The organism is Algihabitans sp. (assembly GCF_965226985.1).
In the GTDB taxonomy this organism is placed as follows: Bacteria; Pseudomonadota; Alphaproteobacteria; order Kiloniellales; family DSM-21159; genus Algihabitans.
Window position 1 is genome coordinate 3,185,381 of record NZ_OZ245712.1, and the last position, 15,065, is coordinate 3,200,445.

A 15,065-nucleotide genomic window follows, 5' to 3' on the forward strand; every position below is an offset into this window, starting at 1 on the left:
CCGGCCCGGTCAGTAGGACCGAAAGCACGAGGCGCGGGACCGCCTACTGAAGCTGGCGGTCCCGCGGTCGCTACGGGTCAGAAAGTCACTGGGTGAGCCAGCCGAGAACGACGTCCTCGTTCTCATCCACCCACTGACGGGCAAAGACCGCTGGGTCCATGTCCTTGAGCGTCAAGGCATAGCCCATTTCGCTGAGGGCTTCCGACGGCATCTTGTAGGAGTCGAGCATCGCCGCGACTTCGGGGAACTCGTCCTGGATGCTGGCCGCATAGTGCAGGTGCAGCGTCGCCCCCTTCCAGGCGGTCGAAGCCTGGGACTTTTCCAGCCAGGCCGGATCGTCGGTCGGCTGAATGATCGTCCAGGTGTCGGGATCGTGCTCCGGCTCTTCCAGGAAGGTCAGGTCGTAGGCGACGAAGATGAAGTGCGGGTCGTAGCAGAAGCCGAGCCAGGGTTCGCCGGCATCAACGGCAGTCCCGAGCGCGCCCCAGGCGACGGTTCCGTCGTATTCCTGAAGATCGAGCACCTCGTCGTAGCCGTAGGACTTGGCGCGAATGCGCTCGATGGCCGTGGAGGCCCAGCCCGGTGCACCGATCCAGATTTCGGGTCGTCCGTCGCCGTCCTTGTCGAAGATCGCCATCTTCTCGGGATCGGTCAGGTCCTCGATCGAGCGGATGTCGTACTCCTCGACGACGTAGCTCGGCACGCACATGCCCTGTTCGGCCTGGACCGGATTGTTGTTCATCACGACCGAGGCGTTTTCCTTGACGTAACGGTCGTGCAGGTTCTGCTGGTTCGGCATCCAGACCTCGGGATGCAGATGCATCGATCCCTGGTCCATGGCCTCGAAGATGATCGGGTTGGTGCCGTTCTGCAGTTCGACGTCCAGGCCGAAGTTTTCCTCGATCACCAACTTCAGAACGTTAGCCGTCGCGCTGGCCGCCGGCCAGTTGGGAACGCCCAGAACCAGATCGGCGGCGGAGGCCCCCGGAGCGCCCGTCGAAATGGACGCCATGCTGAAGACGCCTGCCGCAAGGGCAAGCCGTGTGCTTGACTTGATCACGTTGCAAACTCCCTGTTCTTTTGGCCAACTGATTTGACTTCACTCGCCGGGCCCGGCCCAAGCACGGCGTTTTGTAGTGTCGTACTGTCGACGATAGCATCCGCCAATACATCGATGGCGTCGAGACTCGGTTTTACCTCAGGTAGACAATCGGCGATCACCGAGATCTCGGTACAGGCGATGGCGAGCGCGTCGGCGCCCTCCTCGACCAGCGAGGCGGCGATCTCCGCCAGGGCCGCCCGCTCGGCGGCGCCGTTGGATCCGCGCTTCACCGCGCGGATGACCTCCATCACCTCGGGCTGGCGCCGAGGGAAAAGCGCCTGCATGCCGTGGCGGCCCAGAGCCTCCCCATAGAGGCCGGTGATCTGGATTGCCGTCGAGGCGAGCATGCCCACCCGTTCCGGCTTTGGTTGCAGGTTTGCCAGCCGCTCGACGGTCAGGCCGATCATGTCCAGAACGGGCACCCCGCCAGCGGCGGCCCGAATATCCGGCAGATAGGCATGGGCCGTGTTGCAAGGCATGGCGAGTGCCGTTGCGCCCATGGCCACCAGACGCTCGGCCATCGCGGCCAGCACGGGGCCGGGACTCTCGCCGGTTCCCTCGATCAGCGCCTCGATGCGCGAGGGAACCTGGCTGTTGCAATCGACGAGCAGCGGCACGTGATCCCGGTCATCTTCGGCCGGCGTCGCTGCCAGCACACGGGCCATCAGCAGAACCGTCGCCTCTGGCCCCATGCCGCCGAGAATACCCACGGGCGCCTTGGCAGCCGAGGTCGGGGCAACCGAGGTCGGGGCAACCGAGGCCGGCGGACCCGCCGTCATGCAGCGCTCCTGCCCGCCAGCGTCCGGGCGCAGGCCGCGACGATGTCGCCGATCTGCGCGCAGTCTTCCAGGGAGAAGGCGAGCGGCAGACGCATGTCGAACAACCCGGAGAGAATCGCATCCGTCTGCGGCAGCGACTGCGGCGCGACGTAGCGCCAGCTCTTGTGAGTGCTGGTGAAGGCCACCGGTTCCTCGTCGCCGAACCACTTCAGCTCGACGCCCAGCGCCCCGGTGGCGGCGAGAAAATCGCGCGCGGCGGAGGCCGAGATGCCGGGGATCAGAAACTGGATGGAGCTGCCGACATAGTGTTCCTCGGGCGGCCGCACGGGGACCTCAAGAGTGTCGACGGCGCGCAGTTTGCGCTCGACCGTCCGGTAGCGTTCGTTCCAGCGCGTGCAGGCGGCGTCCAGATCGGCGATCTGCGGACGCAGCACGGCGGCCCGCAGATTGTCCATCCGGCCGGACCAGTTGGGCGTCTCCAGCCGGATGTCGGCGAAGACGTCCGGGTCCGGCGCGGCGCCGTGGCGTTCGTAAAGCATGTAGGAACCCGACAGCACGATAGCGCGCGCCATGAACTCCGCGTCGTCGGAGGTCAGGAAACCGCCTTCGCCGGAGTTGAGATGCTTGTAAGTCTGGGTACTGAAACAGCCGGCCAGCCCGAAGTTTCCGCTGTTCCGGCCGCGCCAGCGGGCCCCCATCGTGTGAGCGCAGTCCTCGATCAAGACCAGCCCCTTGGCCGCGACGAAGGCGGCGAGACGGTCCATGTCGGCCAGATGGCCGCGCATATGGGACAGCAGCAGGAAACGCGCCCCGCTGTCCGCCTGCTTCGTCTCGAGATCCTGGAGATCGATGACGAGATCGCGAGTCGTCTCGACGAAAATCGGCGCACCGCCGGCATTGACGACGGCCCCCGGCACCGGCGCCAGCGTGAAGGCGTTGGTCAGGACCGCCTCACCGGGCTGCAGACCTGCGGCGCGCAGGGCGACCTGCATGGCGTAACCGCCGGACGCGCAAGCCAGACAATAGCGGCTGCCCTGATAGGCGGCATAGTCGCGCTCCAGGAGGGCGGCCTCCGAAAGCTCCTGACCGAGCGTGTTGTAGCGATGCAGACGTCCCGACCGCAGCACTGCGACGGCCGCCGCGATAGCCTCCTCGTCGATCGGCTCCGGCTGCGTGAAGCTGCCTGTAAAGGGACGCAGAGCCCCCTCGGGCGATGGTCGGAGGGACATGCGACGCGCCTCCCTGGGCCGCTACTGCGCCGCCATCGGCTCGGACAACGGTGCGTAATCGAACGCCATCGTGTAGCCGAACAGCGCTGCTGATCCGCCAGTATGCAGGAAGACGATGCGTTCGCCCTCCTGAAAATGCCCCTTGCGGATGAGATCTATGAGACCGGCCGCGCCCTTGGCGGAATAGACCGGGTCGAGCAAAATGCCCTCGAGCTGGGCGAACATCTCGATCGCTTCGATCGTGCCAGGTGTCGGGATGCCGTAGCCCTCGCCCACGTAGTCGGTGTTGGCCACCACGTCCTCACGGGCCACGACCCCCGGACAGCCCAGCTTCTCGGCCGTCGCCACCGCCAGCTTATAGACGTTCTCCTCCTGCTTCGGCTTGGGTGCGCGAACGCCGACCCCGAGCAGGGGAATCCCGGCGTTCATCGCCTGCAGGCCGACCACGAGACCGGCCTGCGTCCCGGCGCTGCCGGTAGCGTGGACGAGGCGGTCGATCCTCAGGCCGCGTTCGTTGGCCTGATTGACCAGTTCCAGCGCGCAATTGACGTAGCCGAGCGCTCCGGTGGGGTTGGAGCCGCCGCCGGGGATCGCGTAGACCTTCCGGCCGCCGGCGCGCAGCTGATCGGCCACAGCCTCCATCTCGGCATGCATGTCCAGGCCGGAGGGACGCTTCTCGGCCGTCGCCCCATGCAGATAGTCCAGGAAGACGTTGCCGTTCTCCCGGTAGTTCTTGTCTTCGTAGCCGGTGCGGTCCTCCAGCAGGATATGGCAATCCAGGCCGAGTTTCGCCGCGAAGGCGGCGGTCTGGCGCGCGTGGTTGGACTGGGTCGCGCCCTGGGTCACCACCATGTCGGCGCCCTCGGCCTCGGCCTCGGCCATCAGGAACTCCAGCTTGCGCGTCTTGTTGCCGCCGGTGGACAGGCCCGTGCAGTCGTCCCGCTTGATCCAGAGCTCCGGCCCGCCGAGTTCCTTGGATAGGCGGTCCATCTTTTCCAGCGGCGTCGGCAGGTGCGCCAGATGAATGCGCGGGAAACGGGCAAGATGCATGATGCGGACCTTCCATCGGATGCCGAGTGTTGCGGATTTCGATGTTTGCCCGTTCACCCTCTTGACGCAAATGCCAATTTTTTGAAGTAACATGTCGAAATCGCATATTAGAGAGCTCCCATGCGTCTCGACTGGATCGAAGACCTTCTGGCCGTGATGGACAGCGGTTCGCTCAGCCGCGCCGCCGAGAAACGCTTCTCGACGCAGCCGGCCTTTTCCCGCCGCATTCGCGCGATTGAGGAGCATATCGGCGTCGAGCTGCTGGACCGCACGCGCAAGCCGGTGCAGATCAAAGCGTCTCTCTTCGATCAGCGCCAGCGCATGCAGGAGTTGGCCGCCGGTCTGCGCCAGCTGACGCTGGACCTTAAGCGGCAGGACCGCACCTCCCAAAACCGGATCATCATCGCCAGTCAGCACGCCATCACCACAGCTATGGCGCCCAATCTTGTCGACCGCCTTTCGGATCGGGAGGATCTGAGCATCCGTCTGCGCTCGGCGAACCGCAACGAATGTCTCGTCCTCTTGATGACGCGGCAGGCAGACCTCATTCTGATCTACGAGAGCGACGCAGACAGGCTGGCAGCCGATGAGAGCTTTCTGGAGCGCTGCCCTATGGGCCGCGAGCAGCTGCTGCCCGTCTATGCGACCCAGCGCCTGCCCCAGCTGAACGAAGCCTACGCGCTCGGCGAACTGCCGATCATCGCCTATCCCTCCGACGTTTTTTTCGGCACCCTGCTCGAGACGGAGATCTTTCCGCAGCTGCCCGCGCGCAGCTTCCTGAAAAGAAAGGCGGAAACCGCCCTGACCCCCGCCGCCCTTCAGTTGGCCGTCGCCGGAGTCGGGATCGCCTGGGTTCCAAGGTCCTTGGCCCTCGGCGAGATCGAGCGCGGCAGTCTGACGGACCTGAGCGGAACTCTGCCGACCCGCGACCTCTCCATGACCGCCCTGCGACTCACCACGCCGAAATCGCCGGCTGAGGAACGCCTGTGGCGGACGGTAACGGTCTTGTCGCCGGACGGAACACGCGACGATGCGATTCCTTCGCGCACAAGCGCGCGGTCCAGCACCGGCACAGAGCAGTAGAAGTACCGTCGACAACGGCGGAGGGGGCAGCCTGAGTCTCGACGCAAAGCGACCGGCGTTCTCAAAATCCCGTCTCCAAATTGGGGCACTGAAAGATGATTTCGGCCGACTACTGCCGCGTGCTGGCACGCTACAACAGCTGGCAGAACACGTCTCTCGTCACGGCTGCCGACGGCTTGACCGACAGCCAGCGCTGGGCGGATCAGGGGGCATTCTTCAAGTCCGCGGCAGCGACCTTGAACCACCTCTATTGGGCCGATGCCCTTATGCTCGAGCGCATCAAAGGCAATGAACGCCCGCAGGATACGATCACACACTCGCTGACCGAACCGTCGGACTGGTCCGAGTTCAAGAGCTTACGTGCGGCGCGCGATGCGGAGATCGCAGACTGGGCGGACAGCCTTACGGACAGAGACTTGCGCGGCACCGTCGCCTGGTATCCGCTCGACGGCTCGGAGCGGATTGAGATGTCGAAGGCGATCTGTGTCGTTCACCTCTTCAACCACCAAACCCATCATCGGGGACAGATACACGCCATGCTCACGGCCTTGGGCGCCGCACCCGAACCAACGGACATTCCGGCGATGCCTCAAAGTGCGACTGGAGCATAACCTACAGCCAGCCGCGGGGGTCGGCATGGCTCCATAAAAGAAGGGGCGGCCCGCCGAAACGGGCCGCCCAGGCCTAGCTACGGAGGTATGAGACAGCCGATCTAGGTCGTGATGATCGGCCTCGGCTTCAGGGACATCTCAAGGAAGTTCTCCTTGTAGGCCGAAGGCCCGATCCGACGCAGGACGCCGCGCCCAAGCTTGTAGCGGTAGTTGCCGCTGACAGGATCCGGAACGGCATGGCAGACCGCGTTGGCCATGGACCCCGGGTAGTTGAAGGCCGCCTTGGCGACGCCCGGCCGCATCTCGTCGGAGACGATGGCGACGGCGACGAACTGTCCGGTCGTCGTGCGGATGTGTCCGTTCTCCAGCAGCTTCGTGAAGCTGAGATCGTCGGACTTCACGCCGACCGGCTCGCCCTCCTGCACGTAGACCGTATCGTTGAAGCCCTCGACAAGGTCGCCGGACTCGATGCCATGCGGCGCGGCGTCGTCGGGATGGATCACGATATGCGGCCAGGGCCAGCGACGGGCCAACTCGGGCTTGCGCAGATCATCGAAGCCGGACTGCCAGGTCTCGTTCACCCGACCGTTGGTGATCCAGATCTCGCCCTTCTCCGGCCGCGGCTTGATGGCCTCGTAGAAGTCCGACCAGCTATCGTTGTTCCAAGGCGTCTTCAGCAGGTTGGCCTTGCCGGTGTGAGTTCCGAAGGCGTAGAGCCACTTCTTGTCGGTGGTCACGTCCTCCAGCTCGCCCCAGTCGTTCTGCGGGTCGTGCAAACGCGCGGTTCCGGTCAGCTCACCGTTCACCATGCGGATCGGCGTCTGAATGCCGGTCGTGCCGTACTCGCGCAGCTTCTCGTGACCGGACTTACCCTCCCGCTTCGCCTGAACCGCTAGGGCGTGATAATTCAGAACACCGTTGCGGGAATGACGCGACGCCTCCTCGAAGATCTCGTTGGAGTCGGCCCAGTCGAACCCTTCGAAGCCCATCTTCTGAGCGAACTGCCCGATGGCCCACCAGTCGGGCTTGGCGTCGCCGGGCGCGTCGTTGAACTTGGAATAGAGACGCAGGCGGCGTTCCGCGTTGCAGCGGGTGAAGTCGACCTCGCCCCAACCGGCGGCCGGAAGCACGATGTCGGCGTACTGGGTGTTGAGCGGATCGACCGGATAGATGTCGGAGTCGACCAGCACCATGCCGCCGGATTCCACCCGGGCGATCAAGGTCTCGATCAGATGATCGCGATTGACGTTGGTCGGATGGTGCGGGTTGCGCACGGTCAGCTCGGCCACCCGCGTTGAGAGGGCCTGCGAGGCCAGCATCGCGGGGAACCAGGTCAGGCCGATGGTCCACATGAAACGGACCTTGCCGTCCATCACCCAACGGTCGACGTTGAGCGACTTCTTCCGCCGTCCGGGATGCTTCTCCGGGCTCAGGAAGCCGCGCCCGCCGCCGGCACTCATACCGCCGCGCTGGTGACCGCCACCGCGCGAGATCACCTGTCCCGGACGGTTGCCCGCCCCGCAGACCAGAGCCAGCGACGCCAGGGAGGCGGTGTTCATGTAGTTGTTGGACCAGTAGTTGCCCTTCTCCAGCATGAAAGAGGTCTTCGGGCGGCTGCCGTCCTCGCGCGGCCGCGCGATCATCTCCGCCGCCGCCTCGATCAGGTCGGCGTCCAGTCCGGTGATGGCGGCGGCTTCCTCAAGCCGGGCCGCCGGTTCGTCGGCGATGAAGTTCTGGTAGTCCTCCCAGTCGCTCTGCCAACGGCCCCAGGTCGTGCGCCACTGCCAGCGGGTGTTGCGGGTACCGCGGCCGTAGCCGGATTCGATTTCCCAGCGGTTGTTGATCCAGCGGTCGATGAACTCCTGATCCTGCCAGCCGTTGTCCAGGACGATCTTCGCCATGGCCAGGTGCAGGGCTGTATCGGTGCCGGGTGTGATCGGCAGCCAGAGGCCGCCGTTCTGCAGGCCGTACTCCACCCCCATGGTCCGATGCGGCGTGACGAAGATCATCTTCTTCGACGGATTGTCGCCGTACATCATCCAGTCGGTGAAGAGGACTGTCTTGGTCTCGTAGGGATCGACGCCCGACAGGAAGGCGACGTCGCAGGATCCCCAGTCGGCATAGGAGGCCGAGAAGGAATTGACGCCGCTGTCGTCCAGGCCTGCGGCATCCTCCGCCGCCTGCGGCTTGTCGTGGGGCGCGAAGACCGGCGTGCCGATCCCCCGGTTGACCAGTTTCGAGATGGCGTAGGTGTTCTCGAAATACTCATAGGAGTAAGCCTTCATGCCCCAGGCATGCTCACCGTGATTGCGGAGAACATGCTTGGAGACTTCCGCCATCACGTCGGTGACCAGATCCCAGGAGACGGGCGTGAGCACACCGGCCACCCGGACCATGGGGTTCCTCAGGCGGTCGCGCGTCGGCGTATTGGGATTGTAGATCTTCTGGGCCAGGGTTCCGCCGCGCACCGAATGGTTGCCATAGGGGTTCACCACCTCGGTATCAGGATCGGGCATCACCACCACATGGTGCTCCCGCCCTTCGTGAAGCGCGATGTTGTGCTGCGACGGCGAGACCCAGGAGCCGCCAGCCGTCGGAAAATCGATCCCAAGCGCGTTCTGGTCCGCCGCGGGGCCGCCTTCCTGGCCCACGGGCCAGCGGTAGACCCGGTAGCCGCAGGCGACGATGCAGTAGGAGCAGGCCGTCGTCAGCAGTTCGGCCGTCACAGGCGGCAGGGGCACGCGTTCGATGTTGCCAATCATGTCGGTCATTGCAGTGTTTCCCTTACGCCCCGGAGGGATTGCGGTTGTAGCCGTAGAAGAGACCCATGACGCCGGTAGCCACGATCTCGTCCCCGTCCAGCTCCAGCACGATCTGCGGCAGGCTGACGCTCGCGTGACCGGAGACGACCATGCCGTGCTTGGTCAGATCGAAGGTGGAGAGGTGTAGCGGGCAGGGACCCATGACGCTGTGCTCCGGCTTGAAGGTGCCGGTCATGTAGCTGCCCATATGCGGACAGACGACGTTGAAGGCCACGACGTTGCGATCCGGCCCGATTCCGCCGCCGGCGGGTTCGTTCAGCATCACCAGGGAGTTGTCGATGTCGTCGGTCGGATAGGTGAAGGGCACCTCCGACCCCGGCTGCAGCTCCGAGAGGCGGCCGATGACCTTGCGGGTATAACCGCTGGAGACGAGCTGCTGCGCCTGGGCACCGCTGCCGACCGTGGCCAGCACGGCCACCGCGCTGCCGCCGAGGATCAGGAATTCACGGCGCGCCATGCAGAGGCCCGGCTTGCGCGCTTGCCCTGCGCGGGACGCGGGCTCTTTCAGATCAGTTTTGCTCATTTGGAAACTCCGCCCAGTTTTGGGTTTGCGGCAATTCGGGAGGGTCTTGCAGAAGCGGCTCGTCCATCGACAAGGCTTCCAGGAAGGCCACGAGATCGGCCTGCTGCTGGTCGTCGAGATCGAGCGGGGAGAGCACCGTGTTCCCGGCGCCGCCGCCTTCGTTGTAGAAGGCGACCACCTCCTCCAACGTCTCGAAAACACCGTTGTGCATGTAGGGCTCGGTCCAGCGCAGCTCCCGCAGGGAGGGCGTCCGGAAACGTCCCTTGTCCTCGGGCCGCTTGGTCACGTGGAAGAGCCCCAGGTCGTCCCCGCCCTCACGGTAGAGGGCTTCGGGCATACCTTTCTGATAAAGCTCCCAACGCAGGGTGATCTGGAACAGCGGATCGTCCTCGAACTGAGGCGCGGAGGGCACGCCCAGTGCATAGAAACCCTGGTCCGAGGCCAAGGCGCCGTTGTGGCAGGCGATGCAACCCGCCTGTCCCTCGAACAGATCCTTGCCGCGCAGCGCGCTATCCGACAGTGCGCTCTCGTCACCCGCCAAATAGCGGTCGAACGGGACCTGTTCGGGATCTGTCACGATCGTCCGCTGGTAGGCACTGATCGCCTGCCAAGCCTGGGAGATCTTGGGCCAATCGGTCCCGAACACCTCGCGGAAGGCCTCGACGTATTCGGGCACGAACCGCAAGCGCATCTCCATCATGGAGCCATCGCCGTTGCCGGCCACGCCGCCACCGGCGGCCGCGCGCGCCTGAGCCTCCAGGGAGGTCACGTTCCCCTCCCAAAACAGCTTGTTGTAATAGGCGCTGTTGAGAATCGTCTGGGAGTTCCGCCAGTGCTCGGTCCCCGGATAACCGAAAGAAATCGGCGTCGCCGTGCCCCAGCCAAGTTCGGGAAGGTGACAGACGGAACAGGCCATGGCGCCGTTGCCGGACAGCCGGCCGTCCCAGAAGAGCTGGCGGCCGAGTTCGACCTTCTCTGGCGTCATGGGGTTGTCGGCCGGTACGGGCACCGGCGGCAGGGTGGCAAGCGGGGGCACCTCCTGAGCGACGGCGGCGAGACCGGCGACCGTCAGCAGACCGGCGGTCAGGGACCCCAGCAGTAAACGACGGGATGTCATGTCGATCTCTCCTAATTCTCGCCGCGGGTGCGGACTTGGTACGCGGGCAGCTCGGGCCGGCTCGCATCCGGCGCGGCACCGGTCAGACTCTCCAGGAAGGCGATCAGGTCGCCTTTCTCCTCATCGGTGAGGTCGAGCGGCGGCAGGCTCTCGGTCCCCGCGTCGTAAAAATCCACGACTTCCGCCAGCGTCTCGAAAACGCCCGAGTGCATATAGGGCGCGGTCTGGCCGACGTCCCAAAGAGACGGCGTAGCGAAACGGCCGATATCTTCGGCGTCCTTGGAGACGACATAGGCGCCGACATCCTGGCGCAGATTCATGTAGTTGGGTGTACCCATGGTTGCGAAGAAGCGCAGCATGGTGATCTGGCGTTCGGCCTCCTGCGCGAGCGCCGGATGGTCCGGCACGCCGGTTGCATGCCGACCGCCGTCCGACAGCATCGATCCGCTGTGGCAGGCGGTGCAGTTGGCCTTGCCCGCGAAGACCTCCATACCGCGCCGCGCCTCAGCGCTCAGGGCACCGTCGTTTCCGCGCAGGAAGAGGTCGAAAGGCGCATCGACGGTCCGAATGGTCTTCAGGTACTCGGCGATGGCGCTGTAGATCCGACCGCCGTAGGGGTCCGTGCCGAAGACCGACTGAAAAGCTTCGGCATACTCCGGGATCTGCTTCAGCCGCTCCTGCATCAAGCGGCTGTCCATCTGCATGGTATGAGATTCGGTGATCATGTCGCGCACGACGGTCGGCAGATCCGCGCCGTCGAGGCGTCCGTCCCACATGAAGAAGTTGCGGTGAGCGACGTTGAACAGCCCCGGTGCGTTCCGGAAGTAAAGAACGCTGGTGTAGCCGTTCGACAGGGCCATGCCGTCGCCCCAGCCGAGGTCGGGAGCGTGGCAGGTCGCGCAGGCACTGGCGGTGTCGCCGGACAGTCGCGTATCGAAAAAGAGCGACCGCCCCAGATCGGCCTTCGCCTGATCGACTTCGGGGGCCTCTGGAAGAGGAGCGAAGACCTCGCCGTCGGCCTGTTGCGCCACGGCAGCCGATACGCCCAGGGCAAGCACGGCCAGACCGGCCGGTACGATCCTACCCCACCTCGACAACCAACCGGCGGACGCGCAGGCCCGCTCGGATGCGCCTTCTTGGGTCATAATGCATTCCTTATTTCGATCTCATCCCGGTTCGACAAAAACAGGAAATCGGATCCAATGCATTGACCACAATCAATGTCGACACAGCAAAATGGGCGTTTGTAGAGAAGATACGTTGACATACAAAAAGGAAAATTAGTCGTGAGCAAATGAAAACATTCAAATACCCATTCTACTTCTTGAATGAGAGGACAATTCCATGTCCGAGGACAGGTGCGATGGCTGCCAATTTTCCCGCTCGGACCGGGGGATCTGCAACGTCATGGAACGCATGGATCGGAAGAAGTTGTCCAGGCGGTCTCGCAGTTTCTCCCTCGAAAAAGGAGAAATTCTAAGAGACGACCGACTGAACGACGGTCGATCCAACGAGCGGCCGGTCCTGGCAGTCTGCAACGGAGCGGCGGCGGTCCAGACTTGGTTGAGCGACGGTCGGCGCTCGCTTTCTCAACTCTTGCTTCAGGCTGATCTGGTCGAGCTGCGCAGAACGCACCACCCCTTCACGCACCACCCCTTCCTCGGAGAGATCTTCGCGCTGCGCCCGACCACTATCTGCGCCCTACACGGGGAGACGCTGAACGAAATCAGATCGACCGACCGCTCCGTGGGCCGGGCCTACGACGCGCAGGTCGCCGAACAGACCCACATCCTGCGCGACCACTGCGTCAACATCGGCAAGAAAACGCCGGCCGAACGCCTCGCGTCTTTCCTGCTCGAACTGTCGGATCGCGGCGCACAACCGGAGGCCACACCCGACAAGGTGCATCTGCCGATGACTCATTCGGACATCGCCGACTATCTGGCTCTGCAGCCGGAAACGGTGTCGCGCGCCTTTTCCCGCCTCGTCGAGGAAGGCCTGATCACACGGCCGGTCCGCAACGCCACCCGCCTCCTCGACCGCGCCGAACTCCTGCGCATCGCAGGCGGCGGCCGGCCCCGCCGGAGCGTTGCAAGCGACGGCCGGTAGAGGAGCCGGCCCCTGGCTTGCCAGCCCGCTTCGGGTGCGACGACCATATGCCGACAAACGGGGGGTTCCGAACGCCGTGCTCGAACTCGATCATCTGACCGTTGTCGCGCCGTCCCTGGATGAAGGCGTCGCACATCTATGTGCCTGCCTGGATCTCGATATCCCCTACGGCGGCACACACCCGGAGATGGGCACGCACAATCATCGGCTGGGACTGGGGAAAGCCATCTACCTGGAGGTGATCGCCATCGACCCGAGCGCCCCTCGGCCAAGGGCGGCGCGATGGTTCGGGCTCGCCGACCCGGCCAGCGTGCGCGCCGACTGGGACGCGGGCCGGCGTCTGAGAGCGTGGGTGGCGCGCACCGATCGGATCGACCGGGTGCTGGAACATCACGGGCCGCTGTTCGGCTCGAAGCTTCGGCTCTCGGGCGGCGGCCGATTCTTCCACTTTTCCTCTTTACCCGACGGGTCGCTGCCCCTCGACGGCGCGCTTCCAGCGCTGATCGATCGGGCGGGCCATTCCTCCCCAGCCGGCCGGCTGGAGGACCAGGGCGCCCGCCTCGCCGCCTTCACACTCGAACATCCGTCGCCGCAAGAGATCGCGACCCTCTATAAACAGGTCGGTCTTCGAAGCCATCCGCGCGTCAGCGAGGGGGATGCCCTTCGCTACAGGGCAGAGATCGAAACGCCGAGAGGGCTGAAAACCCTCTGGTGACCGCTTCGATCCGGACCCGAAAGGCGATGGAAAGTCACGGATCGTGAGAGAGTGAGATTGAAGAAGTCCTTCGACGCCGAGGCTTCGGAGGAAACACAGTCACCTTACGAATTTAGTGTGGACTGCCACCCCAGGCTAGAAGGGCGGAAATGGTGGAGCCGAGGGGAGTCGAACCCCTGACCTCAGCAGTGCGATTGCTGCGCTCTCCCAACTGAGCTACGGCCCCAACCGGGACGGGGGCAAACCTTTGCCGCACGCCGTCTTCGGCCTGCCCCTGTCGAGGCGGCGGATACTGGGTAGCGACCCGTCCCTTGTCAATACCCGTCCCTTGTCAATAAGCGTCGAGAGGACGCACGCCTGGCCCAGGCGGCCCCCCTGCGGCCCCCGCGAAACGGTCTTGCCATTTTCGCCCGTTGTCCGCACATCTAGCGGGCCTTAGCCCGGCCGTCCGCCGCCCCTTGCGGCGAAGAGGGCGTTAAGGCTCATCAGACGCCGTCGGCCGCTGGAGGCCGGTCCGGCCCGATTTCGGCGAAGGAGCCATCGCGCAACCCATGTCCGCCTTGCTCTGGCTGTTCGATACAGTCGTTCAGATCTACCTGATCTTCCTGATCGCCTCGATCGTTCTGTCGTGGCTGATCGCCTTCAACGTGGCGAACCCCTACAATCAGTTCGTCTACACCATCCGCGACTTCCTGGCCCGGGTAACCGAGCCGGCGCTGCAGCCGATCCGCCGCATCCTGCCGGATCTCGGCGGTATCGACCTCTCGCCGATGGTCCTGATCATCGGAATCATCTTCGTGCAGCGCCTGGTTCACGAAACCTTCGGCTCTATCGCCTACGGCATCTAGACAACGGCCGGCCACGGCCCCCGGCGATCCGGGCAGGGTCCGGAGCGGGCAAGCCCCCGCCGGCGACGCTTTTCCACGACTGCGCGTCGCCGCCGGACTGGACGACATCGCCGGACGGATCGTAAAGCCGTCCCGACAGGGCACTTCGACTTGGGGGAAGCAGACAGCGTGACGGCCGAGATCATCGACGGCAAGGCCTTCGCGGCCTCTCTACGGACCAAGGTCGCCGCGCAGGTGTCCCTGCTGGCGGCGGACTCACACCCTGACGGCGCTCTGCAGCCGGGCCTGGCGGTCGTCCTGGTCGGCGAGGACCCAGCCAGTCAGGTCTACGTCCGTAACAAGGCGCGCCAGACCCAGGAGGTCGGCATGCGCAGCTTCGAACATCGGCTGGAGGCGACGACCGGCCAGGCCGAGCTGCTGTCGCTGGTGGAACGCCTGAATCGTGACCCGGCCGTTCACGGCATCCTGGTTCAGCTCCCCCTGCCCGCGCAGATCGATGCGGCGGCGGTGATCAACGCCATCGACCCGGCGAAGGACGTCGACGGCTTTCACATCCTCAACGCCGGGCGCCTCGCCACCGGGCAAGATGCCCTGGTGCCCTGTACGCCACTCGGCTGCCTGATGATGCTGCAGGCGCGGTTCGGGGACCTCTCGGGTCAGCACGCGGTCGTCCTCGGCCGCTCCAACATCGTCGGCAAGCCGATGGCGCAACTGCTGCTCGCGGCTAACTGCACGGTCACGGTGGCCCATTCACGGAGCCGCGACCTGCCAGCGATCTGCCGCGAGGCCGATATCCTGGTCGCCGCCGTCGGGCGGCCCCGCATGGTGGCGGCCGACTGGATCAAGCCCGGCGCGACCGTGATTGACGTCGGAATCAACCGTTTGGAACCCGAGGCGCCTGGCGGCAAGGGCTGGCTGGTCGGCGACGTGGATTTCGAGGCCGCCAGCCGGGTCGCGGCCGCGATCACCCCGGTCCCCGGCGGGGTCGGCCCCATGACCATCGCCTGCCTGCTGGCCAACACCCTGACTGCCGCCTGCCGCGCGAGCGGCCGCGCGGCGCCGGACCTGCAGTAGAAA

14 protein-coding genes and 1 tRNA gene are annotated in these 15,065 nt (G+C 65.0%); 6 read left to right on the plus strand and 9 right to left on the minus strand.

Annotation, left to right across the window (positions count from 1 at the left end; genetic code table 11):
- Nucleotides 1-85: 85 nt before the first annotated feature.
- From ACO054_RS14535 to ACO054_RS14550, 4 genes are read right to left on the minus strand one after another with little or no spacing between them, the layout of a single operon-like run.
- Complete coding sequence (locus ACO054_RS14535) at nt 86-1,060, minus strand: glycine betaine ABC transporter substrate-binding protein (RefSeq protein ID WP_421707307.1); 975 nt, start codon at nt 1,058-1,060, stop codon at nt 86-88.
- A complete protein-coding gene (locus ACO054_RS14540; protein WP_421707308.1) occupies nt 1,057-1,881 on the minus strand; it encodes an aspartate/glutamate racemase family protein in 825 nt (274 codons plus the stop codon). Before ACO054_RS14540 ends, ACO054_RS14535 begins: the two co-directional genes overlap by 4 nt.
- Nucleotides 1,878-3,110: a DegT/DnrJ/EryC1/StrS family aminotransferase gene (locus tag ACO054_RS14545; protein ID WP_421707309.1), complete on the minus strand. Its 1,233-nt coding sequence runs from the start codon at nt 3,108-3,110 to the stop codon at nt 1,878-1,880. The genes ACO054_RS14540 and ACO054_RS14545 overlap by 4 nt, the downstream gene beginning before the upstream one ends.
- A gap of 21 nt (nt 3,111-3,131) precedes the next feature.
- On the minus strand, nt 3,132-4,160 hold the full coding sequence (locus ACO054_RS14550) for a D-cysteine desulfhydrase (RefSeq protein ID WP_421707310.1): 1,029 nt from the start codon (nt 4,158-4,160) through the stop codon (nt 3,132-3,134).
- Nucleotides 4,161-4,280: 120 nt separating this feature from the next.
- Here ACO054_RS14550 and ACO054_RS14555 point away from each other — a divergent pair, with 120 nt between their 5' ends.
- The gene (locus tag ACO054_RS14555; RefSeq protein WP_421707311.1) at nt 4,281-5,243 is read left to right on the plus strand and encodes a LysR family transcriptional regulator; all 963 of its coding nucleotides are present in this window, start codon (nt 4,281-4,283) and stop codon (nt 5,241-5,243) included.
- Nucleotides 5,244-5,338: 95 nt separating this feature from the next.
- Nucleotides 5,339-5,854: a DinB family protein gene (locus tag ACO054_RS14560; protein WP_421707312.1), complete on the plus strand. Its 516-nt coding sequence runs from the start codon at nt 5,339-5,341 to the stop codon at nt 5,852-5,854.
- 101 nt (nt 5,855-5,955) lie between these two features.
- On the opposite strand, the gene ACO054_RS14565 is transcribed toward ACO054_RS14560, so the two are convergent.
- From ACO054_RS14565 to ACO054_RS14580, 4 genes are read right to left on the minus strand one after another with little or no spacing between them, the layout of a single operon-like run.
- The gene (locus ACO054_RS14565) at nt 5,956-8,625 is read right to left on the minus strand and encodes an arsenate reductase (azurin) large subunit (protein ID WP_421707313.1); all 2,670 of its coding nucleotides are present in this window, start codon (nt 8,623-8,625) and stop codon (nt 5,956-5,958) included.
- A 13-nt stretch (nt 8,626-8,638) separates the two neighbouring features.
- Nucleotides 8,639-9,199, minus strand: coding sequence for a Rieske 2Fe-2S domain-containing protein (locus tag ACO054_RS14570; RefSeq protein WP_421707314.1), 561 nt, complete (start codon nt 9,197-9,199; stop codon nt 8,639-8,641).
- Complete coding sequence (locus ACO054_RS14575) at nt 9,186-10,316, minus strand: cytochrome-c peroxidase (protein ID WP_421707315.1); 1,131 nt, start codon at nt 10,314-10,316, stop codon at nt 9,186-9,188. The genes ACO054_RS14570 and ACO054_RS14575 overlap by 14 nt, the downstream gene beginning before the upstream one ends.
- A gap of 11 nt (nt 10,317-10,327) precedes the next feature.
- Complete coding sequence (locus ACO054_RS14580) at nt 10,328-11,461, minus strand: cytochrome-c peroxidase (protein WP_421707316.1); 1,134 nt, start codon at nt 11,459-11,461, stop codon at nt 10,328-10,330.
- Between the two features lie 199 nt (nt 11,462-11,660).
- Between ACO054_RS14580 and ACO054_RS14585 the strand changes: the two genes are divergently transcribed.
- Together ACO054_RS14585 and ACO054_RS14590 are read left to right on the plus strand one after the other, a co-directional pair.
- On the plus strand, nt 11,661-12,425 hold the full coding sequence (locus tag ACO054_RS14585; protein WP_421707317.1) for a Crp/Fnr family transcriptional regulator: 765 nt from the start codon (nt 11,661-11,663) through the stop codon (nt 12,423-12,425).
- A gap of 76 nt (nt 12,426-12,501) precedes the next feature.
- A complete protein-coding gene (locus tag ACO054_RS14590; protein WP_421707318.1) occupies nt 12,502-13,140 on the plus strand; it encodes a VOC family protein in 639 nt (212 codons plus the stop codon).
- A 150-nt stretch (nt 13,141-13,290) separates the two neighbouring features.
- On the opposite strand, the gene ACO054_RS14595 is transcribed toward ACO054_RS14590, so the two are convergent.
- Nucleotides 13,291-13,366: transfer RNA gene (locus tag ACO054_RS14595), tRNA-Ala, on the minus strand.
- A 325-nt stretch (nt 13,367-13,691) separates the two neighbouring features.
- Here ACO054_RS14595 and ACO054_RS14600 point away from each other — a divergent pair.
- Nucleotides 13,692-13,988 (plus strand): YggT family protein, encoded by a 297-nt coding sequence (locus tag ACO054_RS14600; protein WP_421707319.1) that lies wholly within the window; start codon nt 13,692-13,694, stop codon nt 13,986-13,988.
- Nucleotides 13,989-14,156: 168 nt separating this feature from the next.
- Nucleotides 14,157-15,062 carry a bifunctional methylenetetrahydrofolate dehydrogenase/methenyltetrahydrofolate cyclohydrolase FolD gene (gene folD / locus ACO054_RS14605; protein ID WP_421707320.1) on the plus strand — a complete coding sequence of 302 codons (906 nt, stop codon included), beginning with the start codon at nt 14,157-14,159 and terminating at the stop codon, nt 15,060-15,062.
- Nucleotides 15,063-15,065 lie beyond the last annotated feature (3 nt).